The following is a 23,969-nucleotide window of genomic DNA, read 5'->3' as shown; positions in this document are numbered from 1 at the left end:
AGCCGAGAGGCTGCCCACCATGGAGAGGTAGCCATCTGGCTGCATGACAGGAAGTGATGGGTCATGGACACGGTGTTCAGGGCGTTGGCGGACCCGAGTCGGCGCCGGCTGCTGGACCGGCTGCGGGACCGCGACGGCCAGACCCTGCGGGAGTTGTGCGCGGGGCTGGACATGGCCCGCCAGTCGGTGAGCAAGCACCTCGCGGTGCTGGAGGGTGCCGGACTGGTGACGCCCGTGCGGCAGGGGCGGAAGAAGCTGCACTACCTCAACGCCGTGCCGATCAACGCGATCGCCGAGCGGTGGATCAGCCGGTTCGACCGCGGCCGGGTCAACGCCCTCGCGGACCTGAAGAGAGCATTGGAGCAGACCCCCATGGACAGCAAGACGTTCGTGTACACGACGTACATCCGCACCACCCCCGACTGGCTGTGGCAGGCCCTGACCGAGCCCGCGTTCACCGAGCGGTACTGGGGCGTGAGCCTGGAGAGCGAGTGGGCCAAGGGCGCGCCACTGGTGTGGAAACAGGGCGGTGCGACGATGTCGGACCCGGAACAGGTCGTCCTGGTCTGCGACCCGTACCGCCAACTCGCCTACACCTGGCACTCGTTCACCGAGGACTGGGCCAAGGGCGTGGGCATCGCCGAGGACGTGCGTGCCGAGCTCGCGGTCGAGCGCCGGTCGAGCGTCACGTTCGACCTCGAACCGCACGGCGACCAGGTCAAGCTGACGGTCACTCACGACTTCGACCCGGCGGGTGTCCTGCACGGCATGTGCAGCCAGGGCTGGCCCCCGATCCTGTCCAGCCTCAAGACCCTGCTCGAGACGGGCGAGCCCCTCGCCTCGCAGTGATGCCGCGCCGCCCCCGAGGGGGCCCGGGTCAGTGACGGAGTCGCGTGTTGAGGCGGGCGGCCTGGCGGGTCAGGTAGTCGCGTTCGGCGAGGTTGGGCGCCTTGTGCGAGGCCTCGGCGTACAGACGGGCCGCCGTGGTCAGGTCACCGGCGCGTTCGTGGAGGTAGGCGGCGACCGCGGTGTGGCGGGGCAGGGTGTCGTCCAGGGTCGCGAGTTCGGCGAGGCCCGCGCGGGGGCCGTCGGCCTCGCCGAGGGCGACGGCGCGGTTGAGCCGGACGACCGGGCTGTCGGTGAGGCGCGCGAGCTCGTCGTACCACTCGACGATCTGCACCCAGTCGGTCTCCTCGGCCCTGGGCGCGTCCGCGTGGAGGGCCGCGATGGCGGCCTGGGCCTGGAACTCGCCGAGTTGGTCGCGGGCGAGCGCCGCCTGGAGGATGTCGACCCCCTCGGCGATCAGCGCGGTGTCCCACCGGGCGCGGTCCTGCTCGGCCAGCGGCACCAGAGCGCCGTCCGGCGCGGTCCGCGAGGCGCGGCGGGCGTGGTGCAGCAGCATGAGGGCGAGCAGTCCCGCGACCTCGGGGTGGTCGATGGCGGCCGCGAGCTGCCGGGTGAGCCGGATGGCCTCGGCGGCGAGGTCGATGTCGCCGGAGTAGCCCTCGTTGAAGACCAGATAGAGGACGCGCAGCACGGTCGCGACGTCCCCCGCCTGATCGAGACGTACGCCGGAGACGGTGCGCTTGGCCCGGCTGATGCGCTGCGCCATGGTCGCTTCGGGCACCAGATAGGCCTGGGCGATCTGACGAGTGGTCAGGCCGCCCACCGCGCGCAGGGTGAGCGCGACGGCGGACGACGGTGTCAGGGCGGGATGGGCGCACAGGAAGTAGAGCTGGAGCGTGTCGTCCACCGCGGACGCCGGCCCGGGCGCGGGTTCCTCGTCGAGGAGGTCCTCACGCCTGCGCCGGGCGGTGTCCGCGCGGGTCGCGTCGAGGAACTTGCGCCAGGCCACGGTGACGAGCCAGCCCTTCGCGTCCCGCGGCGGGTCGGTGGGCCACCCGCGGACGGCCTCGACCAGGGCGTCCTGGACGGCGTCCTCGGCCGCCGCGAAGTCGGCTCCGCGGCGGACGAGGACGGCGAGCACGCCCGGGGTGAGGCTGCGCAGCAGGGCCTCGTTCATCGGCTGAGTCACTCCGTGATGGTGGGCGGGGCCGCCATGAGCGGGCGCAGCTCCAGCCACTCGTGGAGCGGCCTTCCGCCCGCGCCGGGGGCGGCCGACAGTTCCCCGGCCAGCTCCAGGGCACGGTCGTACGTGTCGACGTCGATCACCATCCAGCCCGCGATGAGGTCCTTGGTCTCGGCGAAGGGCCCGTCGGTGACCGGCGGCCGCCCCTCACCGTCGTAGCGCACCCAGGTGCCCTCGGGGGCGAGGCCCTGGGCGTCGACGAACTCGCCGGTCTTCTCCAGCCGGTCCGCGAAGTCCTGCATGTACTTCACGTGGGTCGAGATCTCCTCGGGCGTCCACTCGCTCATGGGCACGTCATTGGCACAGGCCGGAGCGCCTCGGTAGTGCTTGAGCAGCAGGTACTTGGCCATGATGTCTCTCCTCGGTGCGGTCCTGGTGCGGCCCATTGTGGCCGCCTGCACCCCTGGGACGGAGCCGGAGACGCGATTTCGACACGGGCGCGGAACTTTTTTCCGGCTTCTCCCTCGGCGAGCCGAAAACGACGAGCGCGCCGACGACCTCAACCCATCTGACCAGCACAATTCCATTTCGCGCAATGATTGCTTGCCAAAGTTTCTCTTGCGGCAATACACGGTGGCTCCGCAGGATGAGGGTGTTCCGAACCCGCACCATCCAGGGAAGTTTTCATGATCGTCATTACCGCACCCACCGGGAACATCGGCAGCCGCCTGCTCTCCCTCCTCCTCGCATCCGCTCCGGCCGAAGAGCGCCTGCGCGTGATCGTGCGCGATCCCGCACGGCTCCCCGCCGGCGTACGCGATCGCGTCGAGGTGGTCACCGGCTCCCACGGCGACCCGCGGGTCGTCGACCGTGCCTTCGAGGGCGCGGACGCCGTCTTCTGGCTCGTCCCCCCGGACTCGTCGCTGACCCCGGAGGCGGGCTACAGCGGCTTCACCCGACCCGCCGTGCAAGCACTCGCGTCGCACGGCGTCGGCCACGTCGTCGGTGTCTCCGCCCTCGGCCGCGGCACCCCGGTCGCCGACCGGGCCGGACTCGTGACCGCCTCCCTCGCCATGGACGACCTCATCGCCTCCAGCGGCGTTGCCTACCGCGCGTTGGCGAACGCGTCGTTCTTCGAGAACCTCCTGGAGGAGGCCGACTCCATCCGACAGAAGGGCGTCTTCACCGACACCGTCGACGCGCACCGCAAGGCTCCCCTGGTGGCCGTCGCCGACATCGCCGCGACTGCTGCGGCGCTGCTCCTGGACCGCACCTGGACCGGCGTCGACAGCGTCCCCGTCCTCGGACCCCAGGACCTCTCCCCCACCGACCTGGCCCGCATCATGACCGAGCGGCTCGGACTGCCCGTCCGCTACGAGCGCGAGTCCTACGCCGACCTGCACACCGCCCTCACCGGCTACGGCCTGAACGCAGCGTTCGTCCAGGGCGTCGTGGACATGAAGCGGGCGAAGGACGAGGGCCTGGACGCGGGGGTGCCCCGCACCGCCGACTCCTCCTCCCTCACGTCCTTCGAGCAGTGGTGTGACCAGGTGCTCAAGCCTGCCGTGCTCGCCTGACGCAGCGTCAGACCGTGATCCGGGCAGCCTCCCGGACCCGGGAGCGGCACTCCGACCGGCACCGAAGCCGGACGTACAGCACGGGCTACAAGGCGGACCTCCACACCGACGCCCTACTGACCGGCACCACACGACCGGGCGCCCCTCCTCACCTTTCCACCTCCCCACCTTCATGAAAGGCACCCTCATGCCTGTTGAGACAACCAAGACACCGGTCACGGCGTTCATGCTCGTCAAGACCACGCCGGAATGGCTCGCCCTGACCGTCGAGGAGCGGATCGAGGCCTTCACCACGCAGGTCCTGCCCGCGATCAAGTCCAGGACGACCGGCGTCCGGTCCCGCTTCTACGACACGGAGTTCTACTCGGCGCGTGTCACCGATGTCTGGGTCTGGGAGGCGGACGACCATGGCGCCTATCAGCTCCTGATCGACGCACTGCGCGAAACCCCTTTCTGGGACCGCTACTTCGAGGTGGTCGATCTCCTCGTCGGCACAGAGAACGGCTACGCGCGCACTTACGGCGTCGAGCCCGTCGCCACCATCAGCACCTGAGCTCCGGCCTCTGCGGGCGCGCGCCGCCCAGCCGAGCGGGGTGGGAGGGGCGTGCCGATGGAACGGGCCCACCGCGTCGGGGGGCGGCGCTGGGCGGGGCTCAGAGGGCCTTGCGCAGGAGCACGCACATCGTCTCGTGGCGACGGACGGTCCCGTCGGGATCCTCGACCTCCCACGAGTCCGGCTCACGGCCGTAGGGGACATAGCCCAGGCGCTGGTACAGCGCTTGAGCCCGGGGGTTGTCGTCCTCGACGGCGAGTTCGGCCCGGTGCAGACCACGCCGCCGGATCCGCTGCTCGACGGCGCCGACCAGCAGTGTTCCGAGACCACGGGACTGAAGGGCCGGGAGCACGGCGAGCTGCCACAGGACTCCGGCTCCTCGGGACACCTGGTAGTCGACGCCGCCGATCGCCACCGGCAGGTCCACGGGCGTGCATACGGCCAGGTAGTCGACCTCTCCCGCCGCGGCACGCGCGAGCTCGCGCCCCACTTGCCGCAGATGGGTGGGCGAGCCGGACCAGGTGCACGAGGGCAGGTCCTCGGGCCGGAGATCGCGTACGTGGACGGGCAGGCTGACAACGGCGCGGGGGTGGTCCTCTTGCGTGGTCACGCTGTGCAGCATGCCGAGCGCGGTGAGGGCACGACAACGAATTTTCCCTGCCGTGGAGTCGTGTTTTCCCTGCCATGGAGTGGTGCGCCGCACAGAACGGCCGGAGTCGGTCGGAGGCGGCGCACCCTCCGTACGTACGCTGCCGAGCCGTGGATCATGCCCGGTACCGATGCCGCACCCGGTTTCGTAGGCTGGCGGCATGCGCATGCGCCCCACCCTGAGCTGGACGCCCCCCGAGGACCTACGCCCCGGCACCAAGAATCCGGCGCCGGTCGCCGAAGCGTTGCGGGCCGGCGGGGTGCTGGTGCTCAGCGGGGCGGGCATCTCCACGGAGTCGGGCATCCCCGACTACCGGGGCGAGGGCGGGAGCCTCAGTCGGCACACCCCCATGACCTACCAGGAGTTCACCGCCGACGCCCCGGCCCGGCGCCGGTACTGGGCGCGCAGCCACCTGGGCTGGCGTACGTTCGGCCGCGCGCGCCCCAACGCGGGGCACCGGGCGGTGGCGGCGTTCGAGCGGCACGGTCTGCTCGCGGGTGTGATCACCCAGAACGTCGACGGGCTGCACCAGGCGGCGGGCAGCGAGGGCGTGGTGGAACTCCACGGAAGCCTCCACCGGGTCGTCTGCCTTTCCTGCGGCGCCCTCAGCGAGCGCCGCGAACTCGCGCGACGGCTCGAAGAGGCGAACCCGGGCTTCGAACCGGTGGCCGCCGGACTCAACCCGGACGGCGACGCCGACCTCACCGACGAACAGGCGAAGGACTTCCGCGTCGCGCCCTGCACGCGCTGCGGCGGCATCCTCAAGCCCGACGTGGTCTTCTTCGGTGAGGCCGTTCCGCCGCAGCGGGTCGCACACTGCCGGGAACTGGTCGCCGAGGCGACCTCCCTGCTGGTCCTGGGCTCCTCGCTGACCGTGATGTCCGGACTCCGCTTCGTCCGAGAGGCGGCCCGGGCCGACAAGCCCGTACTGATCGTCAACCAGACCCCGACCCGAGGCGACGAACACGCCACCACCCGAGTCGCCCTCCCCCTGGGCGCGGCCCTCACCACGGTGGCTGAGGGGCTCCACATCCCGGTGGAGGAGTGACCCAGGGGGGAGGTCTTTTGCAACGGGAGCAGGACGAGTCCCGGGCCACTCGCCGACGGCAGACCCCTGACCCGCGGGGGAATGAATCTCCTCGCCTGCCGCTCGCCCCCAGCCCGGAAGCGCTGCGCGGCCCGGCCACAACGCCTCCGACCTGGATGGCGGGACTCAGGAAGGCCGGTCGCTCCTGGGCCGCCGTACGAGGAAGACCGCGCCGGCCCCGGCGGCGACAGCCGCAGCGCCCGCGATGGCAAATGCCGGAAGGGCGGTTGAGGAGCCCGTCTCGGCGAGGTTCCCCTGAGGGTTGAGCTGGGTGCCACCGGTCGGCTTCGTCGTGGGGGTTGGAATCGGCTTGCTGCCGCCTTCCTTCGGCTTTGCCTCGTTGCCCTGGCCCGGTTCCGCGCTGCCTGCTGCGAGGATCTCGAACTCGGCATTCTTGTGGCCGCCAGTGACCGCGCACTTACCCGCGTCGTCGCTGAAGTCGCCGGTGCTGAAGGCGAAACCGCGACCCGCGGGGGCGTTCTTGGCCACGGTCAGGCGCAGGTCGAACGAGAAGGATTCGCCTGGCTTGATGCCCCTCCACCCCAGATATCCGCCGTCGGTGACGAAATCGCCCTCAGGGATGCCCTTCCATGCGCCGGTCTCGGGGTCCTTGAGTTCCACGGCGACGTACTTGAGGTCGGCGCGGCCCTTGGAGTCGAGAACTCCGGTGATGAAGCTGAAGTCCACCCGCTTGTATGCGGTTTTCCCGTGATTGGAGACGTTCACCTTGAGAGCGTGGGCGCCACCCCCCGCGACGATCTTGGCCGGAATGCCGGAGAGAGTGGTCTGGAGGTTCTCGTCGGTCTTCCTGTCCGGTTCGTCACCCGTGCACGTGGTTCGGGTTGGAGCCGCGGACGGCTTCGTTCCGGTAGCAGGGACGGCCTTGCTACCGGAAGGCGAGGGCTTGTCCGCGGCGTGGGGTGCCAGTGGCGACTCCTGCGATGACGCTGCCGATGGCGAGGCGGACGGGGCCTCGACGGCGAAGGCGCCTGGCGCGCACAGAAGCATCGCCGGGGCCATTGCGGACGTCACGGCAGTGGCAGCGATGGCTAAACGGAGTTTCATTACGACCTCAGGGAATCTGGCGTACTGCGGTGTCCGCCATACGGAGTTGGTGGGCGCGTGCACAACCTGGGCTGGAGGTTACGTACGGATGACCCGTGGTGCAGGGGATTGGTTGTAGGGCCTCACACGCCCCTCTGGTGACGTGCGTCACGTCACCGCACCGTCGGAGGGGATGCCCAACGCCATGGGCGGCTCAACAGGCGGGCATCATCGGACTCTTGGAATCTCAGAGGCTGCTGCTAACCTCCCGGTACTTCGCATGGGGGGCCGTGCCTGGGGGGCGAAGCCGGAGGGCTTCTTCACTTACGCTGCCTCGCCATGCCTTCATCTGCGAGTCGCGGTACGCGTGACGATGCCGAAGAGGCATGTGCTGCGCAGCTTCCTGGGAACGGCGCTCGCGCCCACGCCGGCACTCGGGGTGGTGGGGCCCTGCATCCTGGTGGCTCCGCCGGCCTTCGCCGCGACGGCCGAGGCGCAGCCGCCGGCGGGCGGCCACCGGGCTGAGCGACGGGTCGGCAACGGAGAGCGTGGTCGACGTCAAGACCGCCAAGGACGGGGCCGCGGTGGCTCTTTGGTACCGCACGGCGAAGGACAGATCGAGCCGGTCCCTCCTGGTCACGGTCCGTCCCGCGGGCAAGTCGGCCTGGGGAGCACCGCAGACCCTGTTCACCTCGCCCTCCGAGGTGGGTGCGCGGATCGACGGCTCTCTGCTGGCGGCTCCGGACGGATCGGTCACCCTCGGCTGGGCGGAAGAGACGTCCGGGGCGCCGAGTTGCGTACGGCAGTGCTGGCTCCACGCGCGGCGGTCGGCGCCCGCCGGGAGATCGTCGACACCGCATACCGGGCCGGGCACGCCGTCGGCAACAAGATGCTCACCGGGGCGGTGCGCTCGCTGTTCGGCAACGACGTCAGCGACATGCTCAGCGGCTACCGCGTCTTCTCGCGCCGCTACTTCAAGTCCTTCCCCGCCCTGTCGCGGGAGTTCGAGACCGAGACCGAGATGACGGTGCACGCCCTGAGCCTGCGGCTGCCCACCGCCGAGATGGAGGTCGACTTCAAGGACCGCCCGGCCGGCAGCGTCAGCAAGCTGCGCACCTACCGCGACGGCTGGCGCATCCTCAAGCTCATCCTCGGCCTCGCCCGCCGCCAGCGCCCCGCGCTGTTCCACTCCATCATTGCGGGTCTTCTGGCCGTCATATCCCTGGCACTGGGCGCACCGGTCCTCGCCGAGTTCGTGGAGAGCGGCACCGTGCCGCGCCTCCCTACCGCACTGCTGGCCGCCACCATCATGACCATCGCCGTGCTGGTACTTCTGGTCGGGTACATCCTGGAATCATTCATGCACATGCGCCAGGAGCAGGCCCGCCTCGCCCACCTCCGCTACCAGGCCCCCACCCATGGCGAGGGCCTCATCCCGGACGCGCTCCCCGACAACCCCGGCGCCTCTGGAGCAGAGCTCGTCACTGCATGAGGTGGACGGACTGCATGGCACCACCCGCCCTCCCCCACCCGGTGTCGGAGGGCTGCGGTAGGTTCTCCCTCCGCAGTGGACGGCGGTGTGCCGTGGTGCGTTGAGGGGGATTTGATGCGGGTGGGTTCGATACGCCGGGTGGGGATCGCGGTGTCGGTGGTGGCCGTGGTCATGGGGGGCGGGGGTTGTGGTGGCGGCGGCAAGGTCGCTTCGTCCGCCGCGCCTTCGCAGGCTGCCGCTCGGCCCGACGCCTCTTCGGGGGGTGCAGTGGAGGCCTTGCAGGCGTCGTGGAAGAAGACGGCCACCGCTCACTCGGCACGGGTCGAGCTGTCCATGACCTCCGGTGCGGAGGAGGTGGCCGGTTCGGGGCAGCTGACCTGGGACAGCGCCACCTCGGGGGAGGTCACCCTGAAGTTCACCCGCGGCGTCACGGCCCAGCAGATGGGAAAGCTGGGCATCGGCGCGATCCAGGCCCGGTATCTCCCGGACGGGTTCGCCATGAACATGGGCCCGCAGTTCGCCGCGCACATGGGCGGCAAGCACTGGATCTGGTACGGCTACGCGGCCCTGGCCAAGCAGAGCCCGTACGGCGCGTTCATGTCGGACCAGATGCAGACCTCCACGCCCGAGAAGTCCGTGCAGGCCCTGCTGGCCTCCCCCGATGTGCACCGGGTGGGCGAGGAGACCGTGCGCGGCGTGGCGGCCACGCACTACAGCGGCACCGTCGACATCGCCAAGTTGGCGGCCGGGACGAACCACTTGGACCGGAAGACCCTGGACGGCCTCAAGGCCCAGCTCGAGAAGAGCGGCGTCACGACCGAGTCCATCGACCTCTGGGTCGGCAAGGACGGGTTGCCCGTCAAGAAGACCGAGCACACCCGCACCGCGCGAGGCGAGAGGACGGGCACCGCGTACTTCTTCGGCTACGGCCTGCCCGTCGACGTGAAGGCCCCGGCCGCCTCGGACACGGTCGACTTCGCCTCCCTCAAGAAGCAGGCTCCCGCTCAGACCTGAGCCGCGCCAAGGCCGCCGGGGGCGGGCCTCTCACGGCCCGCCCCCGCCGTTCCCCTCACGGCCCGATCAGGCCGTCAGGAGGAGACGAGATCGGCCCACTGCCCGGCGAGGTCGGGGCCGGGCTGGGGGATGGGGCCGAAGTCGTCGAGCTGGCCGATGTCGAGGTCCTCGACGGCGCCCTTGACCGCGGTCTCCCGTACCGCATGGCCGTCGCTGGGCAGCTCGTACTGCACCGTGACGGCCATCGGGACCTCCGTGCCCGCGACGACCTCGTGCGGTACGGGCATGTACTGGCACGGTTCCCTTTCCAGTTCGGCCAGTTGGCGGGCCCAGTACTGGGCGTCCCGGAGTTCGCCGCGGCGCAGGTGCAGCAAATAGAGGCACAGGGCGCTGGTGGCGTTGCCCGCCCCCGCGGCGAACTGCCACCAGAACTGGGCGCCTTCCTCCCTGTCGGCCAGGACCAGCAGGCAGGCGAAGGCCAGCGCGCCCCCCGGATCGCGGACGGTGTCGAAGCGGGCGATGCGCTGGGCCGCGTCCTCGGCGTGGATGATGCTCTGGCTGAGGGTACGAAGGTCGCGGGCGGCGCGTTCGTGCAGAGCCGTCGGCCCGCATCCGGCGCGGGCCTGGCCCCCGCCCGGCCCGGCCACCAGCCGCAGCCAGCGGAACTCCCCCAGCTCCAGGGTGATCCGGCGCCGGGACTCCTCCAGTTCGTCGCTGGTGTACTCGCCTTCGAAGACCCGTGCCCGGGCCAGGACGTCCTCGATGCCGCGCGGTGCGCGCATCTGTCCATCACTCCTCATCGTCGCTGTCCTCGTCGACGTCAAGACCGAGCTCGGCGGCGAGCCGGCGCTTGGCCGTGCGGCGGGTGGAACGGACCGTCGCCTCGCGGATGCCCATGACCAGAGCGGTGGTCCTGGTGTCGAAGCCCAGGGCGAACCGCAGGACGATGACATCGAACTGCCGCTCCGGCAGCCGCGCCATCGCACCGAACAGGCCCATGGTTTCCTCCAGTTCCGTGATCTGCTCACGGAACCGCGCGCGGAAGCTGTCCAGAATCGGATCGGTGGCCGCACGGACCGCGCGGGCGAAGGCCATGGTCTCCGCCGCGGCCGGATCGCGGCCCTTGATCGCCAGCTCGGCCCAGACCCGCTCCTTCAGCAGCGCCCAGGCGTAGGAGCCGACGTTGGCCTGTTCGGTGACCGTGCCCCAGACGACGGCGAGGTAGATGAACGTCCCGTCCACCAGGTCGCGAGCGGCCTCGTCGTCTCCCAGCTGAATGCGGGCGTATTCGAGGTAGGGCGGGTGGTACTGGCGGTGGAAGGCCCAGAACGCGGGAGGCATGGTGTCGCTCGGCTCGCGCGTCGCGTGCTCGGCGGGATCGCTGGGCGGCTCGGTCATCGGCCCCCCTCGTCGAGGGAGGTCGTGTCGGGGCGGCCTGCAGGCGCCTGCCGTTCGATCAGAGTTGCTGCTCCGACGCGGACGCCTGCTCCGAGCAGACGCCGTAGCAGCGACCGCGCGTCCGGCGCGTACGCACGCACCGCGGCCGCCGAGGCCAGCAGAAAGCCGGCAACGTCGTAGTTCACGATGATCCGAAATCCTTTGCAGTCGATCAGCACGGAGCTGTAGTGCCATCCCCGCAGAACCAGCTGTGCCTGGAGCGCCGTTGCTCCTGAGAACAGATAAGCGGGTGGGGCCCACGAAACGTGCAGAGCGCCTGACCACCAGTTTGTAACGGAAGGTAACTTTCCGCTTACCGCAAAGGTGCGTACGCGTTCGCACCGCCCGAACACCCGCACACAGCACCCCGGCAGGGCCCCCGCCGCCGTCGACGACCTGCGCGGCCCCTGAGAAAGAGGAACGGTCAACTACCGTTTGCGCAAAGGGGGTTCGCACCACCCTCGACAGTCCGTGTGATGCACGTCACCCATGCTCGGCTCGGCGGGCGCCGCCCTCGTGGACGCGCCCGCGCGTACGGAACCGCATCGCCGCCCTACAGCCAGCTCGCGCGCACACCGGCGGCCGCATCCGAGCCCTCGGCCCCCGGCGCGCGGCCGAGCTCCCCGGACCACACGCGCTCCAGCAGCCGTCGGACGGTGTCCACGATCTCGGGCGCCGCGTCGCGCAGAGCGCGCACGTCCGCTGCCGGGATCTCGGCCGCGGGGATGCTCGATTCCTTCAACAGGGTTGGTACATCCGCCAGTTGGCGCGCCAGCCAGGCGAGCGGGTCCCTGGACAGCTCCTCGACGAAGACCCGCGGGCCGGGGTCCCAGCCGCTGAAGCCCGGGTGGTGGTGGGCCCGGTCCAGGGCGTTCGGGGCGGCGTTCACGTCCTGGAGCAGATCCACTCGCCACAGCGGGCGGCCGATGGAGACGGGCCGCGCGGCGTAGATGGATCCGGTCAACTCGCCGCTCTCGAAGATCCGCAGCTCAAGACGCACCCCGTGCTCGGGAGTCGCCTGTCCCGGCAGCGGGTCCGGGTCGACGAAGTAGAGGTCGCCGACCACCACGCCCACCCGCTCGAAGCCAAACGCGTACAACACGACAACCTCCTGGGGGCTCAGCGGAAGGTGCGGTCGCTTTTACGGTGCAGAGCCTACGGAAATCGGGCCTTCGGCTGAACCATCGCGAACTGGCCAGCTCCTCAGGGGAGTTCGACGGTCATCGGCGACGGAGGCGAGATACCGGTCGTCCTTGCGCGGGTCGCGGTTCAGCCCGTGGCGACGTGGCCTCCGAGGTGGACGACACGGCCGTAGCAGCCCTCGGGTTGCCGAGCCAGGAGCGGTGGGACCTGCCGCGTCACCTCAACCACCGCCTCGGAACGGGTGGTTGTGTCGTGGGCCTCCTTGTCGGCCCAGAGCTGGGTCAGCCACACCGTGTCGGGTTCGTCGAGAGCGGCGTTGACGGTGTACGCGAGCAGGCCGCCGCCGTCGCCCGCGGCGCGGAATCCGCCGAGCAGCAGGGCGATCAGGTCGTCACGGCGACCGGGCAGTGCGGTCATTCGCCCATACACGCTGAACATGCTGTCACTGGACACGCGCGTTCACCCTTCGCTTGATCCATCGGCCTTCGAGCACCGCCTTCCCGCACCGGAGGGAGGCGAGGACTACGGTCCCACCCGATGATCCGCGTCTCAAGCTCCGGCTTCCACGGGAAGAACTCGCCTCCGAGCCCGCGGCGTGCCGCGCGAACAGGTACGTGCCCGTCGGGCGGAGTTGGCGCCCGGCACCCGATGCCGCCGGACGGCGGGCGCGATCCCCAGGATGCGAGCCCGAACGGGGCTCGACGCGAACCCACACCCTCGGTCGGCCGCGCGCGAGAGGTCCGCTCCTCATGCCGTCAGCGTGCCGTCCGGGACCTCCCGGACGGAGACCTTTCCCCGCGGAGGGGGCCATGAGGACGATCGCGTCGGCGGCACGACTGGACGCAGGGCGGGGCCGAGCGGACCCCGCGCCGCTCCGGGGTGGCGCCCATCGTCGCTTTCCTGCCATTTTTCAGACCCGCCCGAGCACCGGCCAGAGAGCCGGGTCCTCGAAGCCGAGCGCCCAGATGCCGGTGTTGCGGATGCCGTAGCGGCGCAGGACCGGCAGGTCGGCGGTGACGCCGGTCGCGTCCTGGTACCAGACCTCGCGGACGTCGTCGTCCTCCGCGTACGAGAAGTGGGGTGTCTGGGAATCCGCGTCGAGGTGGTAGGGGATGCCTTTCGCGGCGCGCAGCGCCTCGGCCTCGCGCCAGGTGACGTGGCGGGTCCTGCCGCCGGGCACCCAGTCCCAGCCGTAGGCGGGCAGCCCCATCTCCAGCTTGTCGGCGGGGACGAGGGCGGTGGCCCGGCTGAGGATGTCGTCGTACCACTGCGGGCTGGCCAGTGGGCCGGGACTGCCGCCCTGCCAGTGGAGGTCGTACCCCATGATGCGGACCCGGTCGGCGGCCCGGCCGAGCGCGGCGTAGTCCCAGATCCGGCCGGTGGTCGCGGTCTGCGGGGACACGGTGAGCACGCACTGCTTGCCCAGGGCGTGCAGCCGTCCGCACAGTTCCCCGGCGAAGGTGGCGTAGGCGGCGCGCACCGTGGGGTAGTCGGCGTCGCCGGTCGGAGCGATGGACTCGTAGTCGATGTCGATCCCGTCGTACGAGCGGCTGCGTACGACGGAGAGCAGGGTCTCGACGTGGGTGGTGCGCAGCGCGGGGTCCGTGAGGATCGCGGCGAGGCCGCCCGACTTCATCGTCTCCATGACGGTCGGCACGACCTTGATGCCCGCCTGGTGCAGGCCGTCGATGATGCGGGTCTCGCCCGCGCCCGGGTGGCCGTCGACGCGGTCGGCCGCGATCGCCTGGTACCAGAACGGGCTGACGGTGTGGAGTTGGGCGGCGTGCCGCAGCGCGTCGGCGTATCCGCCGTCCTGGTCCCAGTACGGGAGCCAGCCGGACACCGTGCGCGGCGGCGGCTCGTCGGCCGATGCCCGGACCGGTACGAGGACGGCGAACAGCGCGGCGACGGCGCACAGCAGGGCGAGGCGCGGGCGTGCGCCGGAGCGAAGGGCCATGGACCCGAGCCTGCGGGCCGCCCGGCCCACCCGCTCAGCGGATTGGGCCGTACAGGCCCTACGGTGTCCGGATGACTGCGTACCTCGACGACCACACCGATCGTCCCCCGCTGCCCGGCCAGAGCGGCCCGACCGCCACCACCGAGGCCGATCCGCACGACGTGGGGGCGGTCCGCATGGACTACGCGCCGGACCGCGACGGCGATCCCGACCCCGGTGAAATCGTCTGGACCTGGGTGCCGTTCGAGGAGAACGACGGGCGCGGCAAGGACCGGCCGGTGCTCGTGGTGGCCCGGGAGGCGAGCGGCACGCTCCTCGCGGTGCAGCTGTCCAGCAAGCGGCACGACCACGATCGCGAATGGGTGCCGATCGGTGTCGGCCCCTGGGACCGGGAGGGACGCGAGTCCTGGGTCGACCTCGACCGGGTGCTGCGGCTGCACGAGCGGGGCATGCGACGCGAGGCCTGCGCCCTGGACCTGCCCCGGTTCGCCCTGGTCGCGGACCGGCTGCGCGAGCGGTACGGCTGGCGCTGAGCCGTCGCCGACGGGCAACGCTCCACCGTCAGCCGCGCAGCCGGAGACCGCCGCGGGGCTACCGCGGGAACGCCGCCTGGAAGGCGCGCAGGGTGCCCTGTTCGCGGGTGCGGTCCAGGACCGCGAAGACCACCTCGTCGAAGTGGCCCGCGAACCGGCCCTGCCCCGTGAGGTGGCCGCGGAAGGCCGCGGCCACCCGCGCCGGGTCGTTGCGGAACACGCCGCAGCCCCAGGCCCCGAGGACCAGGCGCCGGTAGCCGTGCAGGACCGCCGTCTCCAGGACGCGCCCGGCGCGGGCGTCGAGCGCGGGCCCGACGCGGTGCGCCGCTTCGGGCGTGCGGCTCGCGATCACCCCGGCGTTCGGGGCGGGCGAGGTGAGGAAGCCCACCAGGCAGGGCGTGTCCAGGAGGCGGCCGCGGTCGTCGCGGAAGACCGGGACCCCGGGCGAGTGGATGACCCGGTCGGTGTAGAAGACGTCCCGGTCCGCGCGGTGCCGGGCGTAGAAGTCCGGGGCGCGCAGCAGCGTCGCGTACAGCGCGGAGGCGCGGCAGAGCGCCTCCTCCTGGGCCTGGGCGCCGTTGAGGAAGCCGCCGCCGGGGTTGCGGGCGGAGGCGAAGGTGAGGACGGCGACCCGCTCCGCCGCCTCCCCCACCATTCGCCGGGCCGCGTCCAGGCTGCTCTCCCCGGTGACCTCGACGCGGGTCGCGCGGTCCCGGTCCGGGGTGACGGCGAGGGGCTCCGGGCCGTGCAGGGTGGTGCCCGCGAGGGCGGCGGCCAGCGGTGCGGCGATCGACACGGCGCGGTCGTTCTCGCTTGTGTAGCGGCCGGTGTCGGTGATCTCCACCGTGTGGCGGGCGATGCCGCGCAGACGTGCACTCATGACGGGCATCGTGAACGTCCGCGGAAGATTGTCGCAATCGAATATCCGTCCGGGTGGGCGGTCTTGTGCGAAGCCGCGGCGGAGACTTAGGTAGGACGGCATGTGTATCCGTCCCCCGGGAAGGCGAGCATCCGTCCATGACCGCACGTGAGTTGACCGAAGCAGAGGCCGAGGACCTGCTTCGATGTATCTGCTTCAAGACGGGCCCGCCACGCACCGTCGGCGTGGAGCTGGAATGGCTCGTCCACGATCTGCACCACCCCCGGCTTCCCGTCCGGCACGAACGTCTGGAAGCCGCCTACGCCGCCTTACGCACCCTGCCGCTGCGGTCGCCGCTCACCGTCGAACCCGGCGGCCAGCTTGAGCTCAGCTCGCTGCCCGCCGCATCCCTCATGGAGTGCGTCTCCACCGTCTCCGCCGATCTGACGGCGGTCCGTGCCGCCCTCGGGGAGCGCGGCCTCGCCCTCGTCGGCCTCGGTCAGGACCCCTGGCATCCGCCGCGCCGCATGCTGCGCCAGGCGCGGTACGACGCCATGGAGGCCCACCTCGACCGGACCGGCCCGGCCGGCCGGGCCATGATGTGCTCCTCGGCCTCCGTGCAGGTCTGCCTCGACGCCGGGTACGAGGAGCCCGGCCCGCTCGGCTTCGGAAGACGCTGGCTGATGGCGCACCTGCTGGGCGCCGTCCTGGTCGCCGCGTTCGCCAACTCGCCCGCGCTGGAAGGAAGAGCGACCGGCTGGCGGTCGACGCGGCAGGCCAACTGGAGCGCCATCGACCCGGTGTGCGCGCTGGCCCCGCCGCTCGACGTCCCGCCGCGCACCGCCTGGGCCGCGCACGTCCTGGACGCCCCGGTCATGTGCGTACGGGCCGACGAGGGGCCCTGGTCGGCGCCGCCGGGACTCACCTTCCGCCAGTGGCTGCGCACCGGGGCGCCGCGGCCGCCGACCCGCACCGACCTCGACTACCACCTGACCACCCTGTTCCCGCCCGTGCGGCCGCGCGGGCACCTGGAGCTGCGCATGATCGACGCGCAGCCCGGGGACGACGGGTGGACCGTGCCGCTCGCCGTGACCAGCGCGCTCTTCGACGACCCGGAGGCCGCCGAGATCGCCTACCGGACCGTCAAGCCCCTCGCCGAGCGCGCCGGTTCGTCGCCCGCCCCGCGCAACCCGCTCTGGCGTGCGGCGGCCCACGACGGGCTCGCCGACCCCGAGCTGCGCGAGGCGGCCGCGGTGTGCTTCGCGGCGGCGCTCGACGCGCTCCCCCGGCTCGGCGCCGCCCCGGAGCTCCGGAACAGGGTCGCCGCCTTCACCGACCGCTATGTCGTACGGGGCCGATGTCCGGCCGACGACACCCCCTCACTCGCCACACCGAAGGACATCCGCACATGACCGACCCGGAGCTGCTCAGGGCCCGCGCCCTGACAGCGCTCACCGCTGCGCGCGCCCGCACCGGCGTGCTGACCTCCAGCGTCGACGACCACGAACTGACCGCCCAGCACTCGCCGTTGATGTCCCCGCTCGTGTGGGACCTCGCTCACATCGGCAACCAGGAGGAGCAGTGGCTGCTGCGGGCGGTCGCCGGGCAGGACGCGATCCGGCCCGAGATCGACTCGCTCTACGACGCCTTCGAGCACCCCCGCGCCACGCGCCCCACCCTTCCGCTGCTCGCCCCCGCCGAGGCGCGCCGGTACGCCGCCGACGTGCGAGGCCGGGCCCTCGACGTCCTGGAGCGCACCCCGTTGCGCGGCGGCCCGCTGACCGACGCCGCGTTCGCCTTCGGCATGATCGCCCAGCACGAACAGCAGCACGACGAGACGATGCTGATCACCCATCAGCTGCGCAGCGGGCCCGCCGCGCTCACCGCGCCCGAGCCGCCGCCCGGCGGCACGGACCGGCTGCCGGCCGAAGTCCTCGTCCCCAGCGGTCCGTTCACCATGGGCACCTCCACCGAGCCGTGGGCGCTGGACAACGAACGCCCCGCCCACCACCGCATCGTGCCCGCGTTCCACCTGGACACGACGCCGGTGACGTGCGGGGCCTACCTCCGCTTCATCGAGGACGGCGGATACCGCGAGGAGCGCTGGTGGGAGCCCGCGGGCTGGGCCATGGTCCGCGAGCACGACCTGACCGCGCCGCTGTTCTGGCGGCGCGAGGGCGACCAGTGGCTGCGCCGGCGATTCGGCGTGACCGAGCCCGTACTGGCCGACGAGCCGGTCCTGCACGTCAGTTGGTACGAGGCCGACGCATATGCCCGCTGGGCCGGGCGGCGGCTGCCGACCGAGGCCGAATGGGAGAAGGCGGCCCGGCACGACCCGGTCTCGGGCCGCTCGCGCCGCTACCCCTGGGGGGACGCCGAGCCCACCCCGGCCCACGCCAACCTCGGCCAGCGACACCTGCGGCCGGCGCCCGCCGGAGCCTACGAGGCGGGCCAGTCGCCGCTGGGCGTGCGCCAGTTGATCGGTGACGTGTGGGAGTGGACGTCGAGCGACTTCCTGCCCTACCCGGGCTTCGTGGCCTTCCCCTACCGGGAGTACTCGGAGGTCTTCTTCGGGCCGGGCCACAAGGTGCTGCGCGGCGGCGCCTTCTCGGTGGACGAGGTGGCCTGCCGGGGCACCTTCCGCAACTGGGACCTGCCGGTACGCCGCCAGATCTTCGCGGGCTTCCGCACGGCACGGGACGCGCACTGATGTGCCGTCATATCGCCTACTGCGGGCCCGCGTTGCCCCTCGGACAGCTCCTCGTGCAGCCGCCGCACGGGCTGTACCGGCAGTCCTGGGCGCCGCGCCGGCAGCGCCACGGCACGGTCAACGCCGACGGGTTCGGCGTCGGCTGGTACGCGGACGGCGATCCCGTGCCCGCCCGCTACCGGCGCGCCGGGCCGATCTGGGCCGACCCCACCTTCACGGACCTGGCCCGGGTGGTGCGCACCGGAACGCTGCTGGCGGCGGTCAGGGACGCCACCGAGGCGGGCGCGGACGGAGAGGCGGCGGCCGCGCCGTTCGCCGCCGGGCGCTGGCTGTTCAGCCACAACGGCGCCGTGCGGGGCTGGCCGCGCAGCGCGGCACCGCTCGCCGCCGCGCTGCCCGCCGAGGCCCTGCTCGGCCTGGCGGCGCGCTGCGACGCGGCGTTCGTCTGGGCGCTGGTCCTGCACCGGCTGACCAGCGGCGACGAGGCGGGCCAGGCGATGGCCGACACGGTCACCGAACTCGCCGCCGCGGCCCCCGGTTCCCGCCTCAACCTGCTGCTCACCGACGGCGACACGATCACCGCGACCGCCTGGGGCGACACCCTCTGGTACCTGCACGCGCCCGGCCGCTCCACCGTCGTGGCCTCCGAGCCGTACGACGACGATCCCTACTGGCGCGAGGTGCCCGACCGCACCCTGCTCGCCGCCAACCACACCGACGTCCTGCTCACCCCCCTCAAGGAGCCCCAGTAGTGCGCCCGTTCCAGCTGACCCGCACCCTGCCCGAGGACGCCACCGGGGCCGCACTGCGCGCCGATGTGCTGCACGGGCTCACCCGCTCCCCCAAGACGCTGCCGCCCAAGTGGTTCTACGACGCGCGCGGCAGCGAGCTGTTCGAGGAGATCACCCGGCTTCCCGACTACTACCCGACCCGGGCCGAGCGGGAGATCCTCACCGACCGTGCCGCCGAGATAGCCGCCGCGACCGGCGCGCACACCCTGGTCGAACTCGGCTCCGGATCCTCCGAGAAGACCCGGCTGCTCCTGGACGCGCTGCCCGCGCCCCTCACCTACCTTCCGGTCGACGTCAGCGAGAGCGCGCTGGCCGGGGCGGCCGAGGGGCTGCTCGCCGACCGCCCGGACCTGCGGGTCCACGCGCTGATCGCGGACTTCACCCAGGTCCTCGAACTGCCCGAGGCGCCGGGCCCGCGGCTCGTGGCGTTCCTCGGCGGCACGATCGGCAATCTGCTGCCCGCCGAGCGCGCCGAATTCCTCGCCTCCGTGCGGAAGTTGATGGCACCGGGCGACTCGCTCCTGATCGGGACCGACCTCGTGAAGGAGGAGGAGGTCCTGGTCCGCGCCTACGACGATCCGACGGGGGTGACCGCCGCCTTCAACAAGAACGTGCTCAGCGTCATCGACCGCGAGCTGGGCGGGGACTTCGATCCGGACGACTTCAGCCACGTCGCGCTGTGGAACCGCGAGGAGGAGTGGATCGAGATGCGGCTGCGGGCCCGCCGCGACGTGACCGTCAAGATCCCCGAACTGGACCTGGCGGTCGCCTTCACGGCGGGCGAGGAGATGCGCACCGAGGTGTCGGCGAAGTTCCGCGAGGAGGGCGTGCGGGCCGAGCTGGGCGCGGCCGGGTTCGTACCGGCCCACTGGTGGACGGACGCCGCCGGACGCTTCGCGCTCTCCCTGGCGACAGCGGGCTGAGCGGCCGGTCCGGCCCGCGGCAGCCCCGCCGCGGGCCGGACCGACGCGGGCGGTCAGTGACCGCCGGGGACGGCGTCCAGGACGAAGACGGGGATCTCCCGGTCCGTCTTCTTCTGGTAGTCCGCGTAGTTGGGGAAGGCGGCGACGGCCCGCTCCCACCACTGCGCCTTCTCCTCGCCGGTCACCTCGCGGGCGACCATGTCCTGGCGGACCGTGCCGTCCTGGAGCTCGACCCTGGGGTCGGCCACCACGTTGTAGTACCAGACGGGGTTCTTGGGCGCCCCGCCCAGCGAGGCGACCACCGCGTACCGGCCCTCGTGCTCGACCCGCATCAGGGGCGACTTGCGCAGCTTGCCGCTCTTGGCGCCGCGCGTCGTCAGCAGGATCACGGCCATCCCGTGCATCGTCATGCCCTCGGTGCCGCCGGATCGCTCGATCAGTTCGACCTGCTCACGTACCCACTGGGTGGGGCTCGGCTCGTACTCGCCGTCGAGAGGCATGCTGGGTCCTTTCGTCAGTGAACCTGCGGACCGGTGCTTCGGCCGTCCCCGGCACAACACCGTTGACCGCACCCATCTTCCCCGCGGCGCCCGGATTCCGCGCAGCACGGCGCCGTACGGACGGGACGGGCCGGATCGGAACGTACGGGGCAGAACGGCCGGATCCGGACGCTTGTTCGCGCCGGGCGCGGGCAGCCCGACCCGAGTGCGCTGCCGCGCTCCGGACGATCTCCCGCCGCATCCCACCGAGGACGTGCCACCATGGCGACCCCATCCGCCCCCCGGACCACCCCCGAGGAACCGAAGTCCGCTCCGCTCCGCGCCCGTTCGGCCTGGGCGGGCGTGCTCATCGGCGTCGGCGTCGCCGCCTTCGTCGACGAGACGGTCTTCCACCAGCTGCTGCACTGGCACCACTTCTACGACCGCTCGACGCCGGACATCGGCCTGGTGTCCGACGGGCTCTTCCACGCCTTCGGCTGGTTCGCCGTCGTCATCGGCCTGTTCATGGTCGCCGAGCTGCGCCGTCGGGCGGCTCTGGCGGGGCGCGCGCTGGCCGGTGGCATCCTGACGGGCACCGGGGCGTTCCAGCTGTACGACGGCACGGTCCAGCACAAGCTGATGGGGCTGCACCAGATCAGGTACCACGTGGACCTCACCCCGTACGACCTGACGTGGAACGTCCTCGCCGTGCTGTTCCTCGTCGCCGGGGCCCTGCTGCTGCGGGCCGCCCGTGACGCCAACCACCGCTGATGGCCAGTCAGTTGATGGCGCATCAGCACGGTGTTCAGCCCGGCGGGGCGGCGCTCGTGGCGGCCGGGCTCGCGCTCGGCGCCGGGGTGGCCCATCTGCTCGCGGCGGCCCGGCTGCGGCGGCGCGGCGACCGGTGGCCGCCCGCGCGAGACCTCTGCTTCGGGTCGGGCGCGGCCCTCCTCGTGGTGGTGGCCCTGGCGACGCCGCCCGGCGGCCCGTTCACCGGCCACATGGCCCAGCACCTGGCCACGGGCATGGCAGCGCCCCTGCTGCTGGCCCTGGCCCGCCCGGTCACCCTCACCCTGCGCGCCCTGCCGCCGGGCGGCCGGCGCCGGCTCCTGGGCGTCCTGCGCTCACGGCCGGCCCGGGTGCTCGCGCACCCCGGGGTGGCCGCCGTGCTCGACGTGGGCGGGCTGTGGCTGCTGTACCGCACCCCGCTGTTCGCCGCCGCACACGAACGGGCCTGGCTCGCGGCCCTGGTCCACGTCCACGTCTTCGCGGCGGGACTGCTGTTCTCGGTCGCTCTCTGCTCCCTCGATCCGCTGCCGCGCCGCCACGGCGTCGTCCCGCGGTCGGCCGCGCTGGTCGGCGCGGGCGGCGCGCACGCCGTCCTCGCCAAGACCCTGTACGTGACGGGTCCGCCCGGCACCGGATTCGCGCCGGGCGACCTCTCGGCCGCCGCCGAGCTCATGTACTACGGCGGCGACCTCGTCGAGATCGCCCTCGCGGTCGCGGTCGGGCTCCAGTGGTACGCGGCCGGTGGCCGCCGCCGTGCGCGCGAAGAGCGCCGCCGGGCAGGGGCGGGGAGCCCGCCCACCTCAGCCTCGTACGGTCAGTGAGGCCGTGTGGGCACGGACCTCCTCCGGGCTGAGGTAGGCGTCGGTGTACTCGAAGTCCTTGAGCGTGGCGGGCTTTTGGGCCTGGAAGCCGGTGCGCACGAAGTCGTCGCCCGCGATCGCGTTCAGCATCCAGTTGGTCAGCACCCGGGTCTTGGCGACGTTGGTGCGCAGCGCCGACCAGTGGTAGCCGCGCGCGACCGCCTGGGCGGGCATGCCGCGCAGTTCGATGCCCAGCGGCTTGGAGACGGCGTCGCGACCGCCGAGGTCGACGACAAGACCGAGGTCCTTGTGGACATAGGGCCGAAGCGGCTCGTTGCGCAGCGCGGCGACGATGTTGTCGGCGAGCTTGGGGCCCTGGCGCATGGCGTGCTGCGCGGTGGGCGGGCAGAAGGCGCCCTCGCCCTTCGCGAGGTCGGGGACGGCCGCGGCGTCGCCGAGCGCGTACACCCCGTCCAGGCCCGGCACGGTCATCTCCGGGGTGACCAGGAGCCGGCCGCGTTCCGTCTCGGCGTCCAGGGTGCCCACCAGCGGGCTCGCGGCGACGCCCGCCGTCCAGATCAGGGTGCGGCAGGGCAGGACCCGGCCGTCGGTGAACGTGACCTTGTCCGCGCCGGCCTCCGCGACGGAGACGCCGAGCGACACCTCGATGCCGCGCTTCTGGAGGATCTCCAGGGCGGCCTTGCCGAGCCTGTCGCCGAGTTCGGGCATGAGCTTGGGCGCGATGTCGATGAGGTGCCACTTGATCTGCCGGGGGTCCAGGCGCGGATACTTCTTGACCGCGTGCTGGGTGATCCGCTGGAGGCAGGCCGCGGTCTCGGTGCCCGCGTAGCCGCCGCCCACGACGACGAAGCGGAGCCGGGAGGCCCGCTCGTCCTCGTCCTCGCTGGCGTCGGCCAGGTCGAGCTGGGAGATCACGTGGTCGCGGATGTACGCGGCTTCCGCGAGGGTCTTCATGCCGCGGGCGTGGTCGAGCAGCCCGGGGATGTCGAAGGTGCGGGTCACACTGCCGGGAGCGAGAACGATGTGGTCGTACGGCTGGTCGAGTGTCTCGCCGGTGATCTTGCGGATGACGCAGATCTTGGCTTTGGGGTCCACGCCGATGGCGCCGCCGGGAATGATGCGGGTGCGGTGCTTGGCGCTGCGGCGCAGCGAGACGGCCACCGACTGCGGGGTCAGGACCCCGGCCGCGACCTGCGGGAGCAGGGGCAGATACAGCTGGTACGAGAACGGGGTGACCAGGGAGATCTCCGCTTCTCCCGGTTGGAGGCGGCGTTCCAGGCGTCGCACGCATTCAACCCCTGCGAAGCCGGCGCCTACGACGAGAATCCTCGGTCGTGCCACGGTGTGCGTCCTTTCCCTGGGACCTGAGAACGGGGGACGAGAACTGGGCCGTCCACTGCCCGAGTGCCCCTGACCGGCGTTCGTCAACACCTCCATACTGATCAACGGAGCGCGCCGGCACCACCGTGTGCGCGCCTCGGTGACCTGAAACGGAGCCGCCCTCCCCGGTTTCGGGGAGGGCGGCGCTGTAGGGGGGACGGCGTCAGGCGACGGTGCCGCTCGCCTTGATGACGACGTCCGAGCCCAGGGCGCCGCTGCGGCTGCCGAGCGCCTCGATCTGCTGGACGAGGTCCTGGCCCTCGACGACCTCGCCGAAGACGACGTGCTTGCCGTCCAGCCAGTCGGTGACGACGGTCGTCACGAAGAACTGGGAGCCGTTGGTGTTGGGGCCGCGGTTGGCCATCGACAGCAGGAACGGCCGGTCGTGCTTGAGCTGGAAGTTCTCGTCGGCGAAGGTGGCGCCGAAGATGCTCTTGCCGCCGGTGCCGTTGCCGTGCGTGAAGTCACCGCCCTGGAGCATGAACTGCGGGATGACGCGGTGGAAGGCGGAACCGGCGTAGCCGTAGCCGTTCTGGCCGGTGGCGAGCTCGCGGAAGTTGCGGGCCGTCTCGGGGACGACGTCGTCGAAGAGCCGGAAGACGATGCGGCCGGCGTCCTTGCCGTCAATGGTGATGTCGAAGTAAACGTTCTGCATGGACCCCATCCTGACATCAGCTGTCCCGTGACCCAATCCCGGCTCAC

At 71.8% G+C, this 23,969-nt stretch carries 27 protein-coding genes; 13 read left to right on the top strand and 14 right to left on the bottom strand.

All coding sequences use genetic code 11. The features are described 5' to 3' along the window. The first annotated feature begins 63 nt into the window (after positions 1-63). Positions 64-849: an ArsR/SmtB family transcription factor gene (locus tag AC07F3_RS03830; protein ID WP_479110121.1), complete on the top strand. Its 786-nt coding sequence runs from the start codon at positions 64-66 to the stop codon at positions 847-849. A 28-nt stretch (positions 850-877) separates the two neighbouring features. On the opposite strand, the gene AC07F3_RS03825 is transcribed toward AC07F3_RS03830, so the two are convergent. Together AC07F3_RS03825 and AC07F3_RS03820 are read right to left on the bottom strand one after the other, a co-directional pair. Further along, positions 878-2,023, bottom strand: coding sequence for an RNA polymerase sigma factor (locus AC07F3_RS03825; protein WP_479110607.1), 1,146 nt, complete (start codon positions 2,021-2,023; stop codon positions 878-880). 8 nt (positions 2,024-2,031) lie between these two features. Then, entirely contained in the window at positions 2,032-2,439 is a 408-nt protein-coding gene (locus tag AC07F3_RS03820; RefSeq protein ID WP_479110119.1) for a YciI family protein, read from the bottom strand. A 276-nt stretch (positions 2,440-2,715) separates the two neighbouring features. On the opposite strand from AC07F3_RS03820, the gene AC07F3_RS03815 reads away from it, so the two are divergent. Both AC07F3_RS03815 and AC07F3_RS03810 read left to right on the top strand, forming a co-directional pair. Beyond that, positions 2,716-3,606 (top strand): NAD(P)H-binding protein, encoded by an 891-nt coding sequence (locus AC07F3_RS03815; protein ID WP_479110117.1) that lies wholly within the window; start codon positions 2,716-2,718, stop codon positions 3,604-3,606. A 187-nt stretch (positions 3,607-3,793) separates the two neighbouring features. Continuing rightward, a complete protein-coding gene (locus AC07F3_RS03810) occupies positions 3,794-4,159 on the top strand; it encodes a darcynin family protein (RefSeq protein ID WP_479110115.1) in 366 nt (121 codons plus the stop codon). Between the two features lie 100 nt (positions 4,160-4,259). Here AC07F3_RS03810 and AC07F3_RS03805 read toward each other — a convergent pair whose 3' ends face one another. Beyond that, complete coding sequence (locus AC07F3_RS03805) at positions 4,260-4,781, bottom strand: GNAT family N-acetyltransferase (RefSeq protein WP_479110113.1); 522 nt, start codon at positions 4,779-4,781, stop codon at positions 4,260-4,262. Positions 4,782-4,968: 187 nt separating this feature from the next. Between AC07F3_RS03805 and AC07F3_RS03800 the strand changes: the two genes are divergently transcribed. Further along, complete coding sequence (locus tag AC07F3_RS03800; protein ID WP_479110111.1) at positions 4,969-5,856, top strand: NAD-dependent protein deacetylase; 888 nt, start codon at positions 4,969-4,971, stop codon at positions 5,854-5,856. 165 nt (positions 5,857-6,021) lie between these two features. On the opposite strand, the gene AC07F3_RS03795 is transcribed toward AC07F3_RS03800, so the two are convergent. Further along, positions 6,022-6,621: an LAETG motif-containing sortase-dependent surface protein gene (locus AC07F3_RS03795; RefSeq protein WP_479110109.1), complete on the bottom strand. Its 600-nt coding sequence runs from the start codon at positions 6,619-6,621 to the stop codon at positions 6,022-6,024. A gap of 1,123 nt (positions 6,622-7,744) precedes the next feature. On the opposite strand from AC07F3_RS03795, the gene AC07F3_RS03790 reads away from it, so the two are divergent. Both AC07F3_RS03790 and AC07F3_RS03785 read left to right on the top strand, forming a co-directional pair. Then, the gene (locus tag AC07F3_RS03790) at positions 7,745-8,431 is read left to right on the top strand and encodes a hypothetical protein (protein WP_479110107.1); all 687 of its coding nucleotides are present in this window, start codon (positions 7,745-7,747) and stop codon (positions 8,429-8,431) included. 114 nt (positions 8,432-8,545) lie between these two features. Further along, positions 8,546-9,445 (top strand): SCO4651 family lipoprotein, encoded by a 900-nt coding sequence (locus tag AC07F3_RS03785; RefSeq protein WP_479110105.1) that lies wholly within the window; start codon positions 8,546-8,548, stop codon positions 9,443-9,445. Between the two features lie 74 nt (positions 9,446-9,519). Here the strand turns inward: AC07F3_RS03785 and AC07F3_RS03780 are convergent, their stop codons facing one another. The 6 genes from AC07F3_RS03780 to AC07F3_RS03755 form a co-directional block, all read right to left on the bottom strand. Continuing rightward, on the bottom strand, positions 9,520-10,227 hold the full coding sequence (locus tag AC07F3_RS03780) for a hypothetical protein (protein WP_479110103.1): 708 nt from the start codon (positions 10,225-10,227) through the stop codon (positions 9,520-9,522). A 7-nt stretch (positions 10,228-10,234) separates the two neighbouring features. Then, positions 10,235-10,843, bottom strand: coding sequence for an RNA polymerase sigma factor (locus AC07F3_RS03775; RefSeq protein WP_479110101.1), 609 nt, complete (start codon positions 10,841-10,843; stop codon positions 10,235-10,237). Then, on the bottom strand, positions 10,840-11,061 hold the full coding sequence (locus AC07F3_RS03770; RefSeq protein ID WP_479110099.1) for a hypothetical protein: 222 nt from the start codon (positions 11,059-11,061) through the stop codon (positions 10,840-10,842). Before AC07F3_RS03770 ends, AC07F3_RS03775 begins: the two co-directional genes overlap by 4 nt. A gap of 374 nt (positions 11,062-11,435) precedes the next feature. After that, complete coding sequence (locus AC07F3_RS03765; RefSeq protein ID WP_479110097.1) at positions 11,436-11,984, bottom strand: hypothetical protein; 549 nt, start codon at positions 11,982-11,984, stop codon at positions 11,436-11,438. Between the two features lie 167 nt (positions 11,985-12,151). Then, positions 12,152-12,463: a putative quinol monooxygenase gene (locus AC07F3_RS03760; protein ID WP_479110605.1), complete on the bottom strand. Its 312-nt coding sequence runs from the start codon at positions 12,461-12,463 to the stop codon at positions 12,152-12,154. 472 nt (positions 12,464-12,935) lie between these two features. Further along, positions 12,936-13,982 (bottom strand): glycosyl hydrolase family 18 protein, encoded by a 1,047-nt coding sequence (locus AC07F3_RS03755; protein WP_479110095.1) that lies wholly within the window; start codon positions 13,980-13,982, stop codon positions 12,936-12,938. 71 nt (positions 13,983-14,053) lie between these two features. Here AC07F3_RS03755 and AC07F3_RS03750 point away from each other — a divergent pair, with 71 nt between their 5' ends. After that, positions 14,054-14,515, top strand: coding sequence for a type II toxin-antitoxin system PemK/MazF family toxin (locus AC07F3_RS03750; RefSeq protein WP_479110093.1), 462 nt, complete (start codon positions 14,054-14,056; stop codon positions 14,513-14,515). Positions 14,516-14,573: 58 nt separating this feature from the next. Here the strand turns inward: AC07F3_RS03750 and AC07F3_RS03745 are convergent, their stop codons facing one another. Continuing rightward, entirely contained in the window at positions 14,574-15,395 is an 822-nt protein-coding gene (locus AC07F3_RS03745; RefSeq protein ID WP_479110091.1) for a TIGR02452 family protein, read from the bottom strand. 137 nt (positions 15,396-15,532) lie between these two features. On the opposite strand from AC07F3_RS03745, the gene egtA reads away from it, so the two are divergent. Genes egtA through egtD form a run of 4 tightly spaced genes read left to right on the top strand, consistent with a single transcriptional unit; the run spans position 15,533 to position 19,798 of the window. After that, positions 15,533-16,786 (top strand): ergothioneine biosynthesis glutamate--cysteine ligase EgtA, encoded by a 1,254-nt coding sequence (gene egtA / locus AC07F3_RS03740; RefSeq protein WP_479110089.1) that lies wholly within the window; start codon positions 15,533-15,535, stop codon positions 16,784-16,786. Then, a complete protein-coding gene (egtB, locus tag AC07F3_RS03735; RefSeq protein WP_479110087.1) occupies positions 16,783-18,084 on the top strand; it encodes an ergothioneine biosynthesis protein EgtB in 1,302 nt (433 codons plus the stop codon). Before egtA ends, egtB begins: the two co-directional genes overlap by 4 nt. Next, positions 18,084-18,836: an ergothioneine biosynthesis protein EgtC gene (gene egtC, locus AC07F3_RS03730; protein WP_479110085.1), complete on the top strand. Its 753-nt coding sequence runs from the start codon at positions 18,084-18,086 to the stop codon at positions 18,834-18,836. Before egtB ends, egtC begins: the two co-directional genes overlap by 1 nt. Beyond that, positions 18,836-19,798, top strand: coding sequence for an L-histidine N(alpha)-methyltransferase (gene egtD, locus AC07F3_RS03725; protein WP_479110083.1), 963 nt, complete (start codon positions 18,836-18,838; stop codon positions 19,796-19,798). Before egtC ends, egtD begins: the two co-directional genes overlap by 1 nt. 53 nt (positions 19,799-19,851) lie before the next feature. Here the strand turns inward: egtD and AC07F3_RS03720 are convergent, their stop codons facing one another. Then, a complete protein-coding gene (locus tag AC07F3_RS03720) occupies positions 19,852-20,298 on the bottom strand; it encodes a nitroreductase family deazaflavin-dependent oxidoreductase (protein WP_479110081.1) in 447 nt (148 codons plus the stop codon). 261 nt (positions 20,299-20,559) lie between these two features. On the opposite strand from AC07F3_RS03720, the gene AC07F3_RS03715 reads away from it, so the two are divergent. Both AC07F3_RS03715 and AC07F3_RS03710 read left to right on the top strand, forming a co-directional pair. Further along, on the top strand, positions 20,560-21,048 hold the full coding sequence (locus AC07F3_RS03715; protein WP_479110079.1) for a DUF2243 domain-containing protein: 489 nt from the start codon (positions 20,560-20,562) through the stop codon (positions 21,046-21,048). Continuing rightward, the gene (locus AC07F3_RS03710) at positions 21,048-21,887 is read left to right on the top strand and encodes a cytochrome c oxidase assembly protein (protein WP_479110077.1); all 840 of its coding nucleotides are present in this window, start codon (positions 21,048-21,050) and stop codon (positions 21,885-21,887) included. Before AC07F3_RS03715 ends, AC07F3_RS03710 begins: the two co-directional genes overlap by 1 nt. Here AC07F3_RS03710 and AC07F3_RS03705 read toward each other — a convergent pair. Further along, the gene (locus tag AC07F3_RS03705) at positions 21,867-23,228 is read right to left on the bottom strand and encodes an NAD(P)/FAD-dependent oxidoreductase (protein WP_479110075.1); all 1,362 of its coding nucleotides are present in this window, start codon (positions 23,226-23,228) and stop codon (positions 21,867-21,869) included. The two genes, AC07F3_RS03710 and AC07F3_RS03705, sit on opposite strands and share 21 nt — an antisense overlap. Positions 23,229-23,430: 202 nt before the next feature. After that, on the bottom strand, positions 23,431-23,922 hold the full coding sequence (locus AC07F3_RS03700; RefSeq protein WP_479110073.1) for a peptidylprolyl isomerase: 492 nt from the start codon (positions 23,920-23,922) through the stop codon (positions 23,431-23,433). Positions 23,923-23,969: the final 47 nt, after the last annotated feature.

The sequence above is a fragment of the Streptomyces sp. NPDC045846 genome (assembly GCF_056431605.1).
The sequence above is the reverse complement of the archived record's forward strand: the minus strand, read 5'-3'. Positions and strand labels throughout refer to the sequence as shown.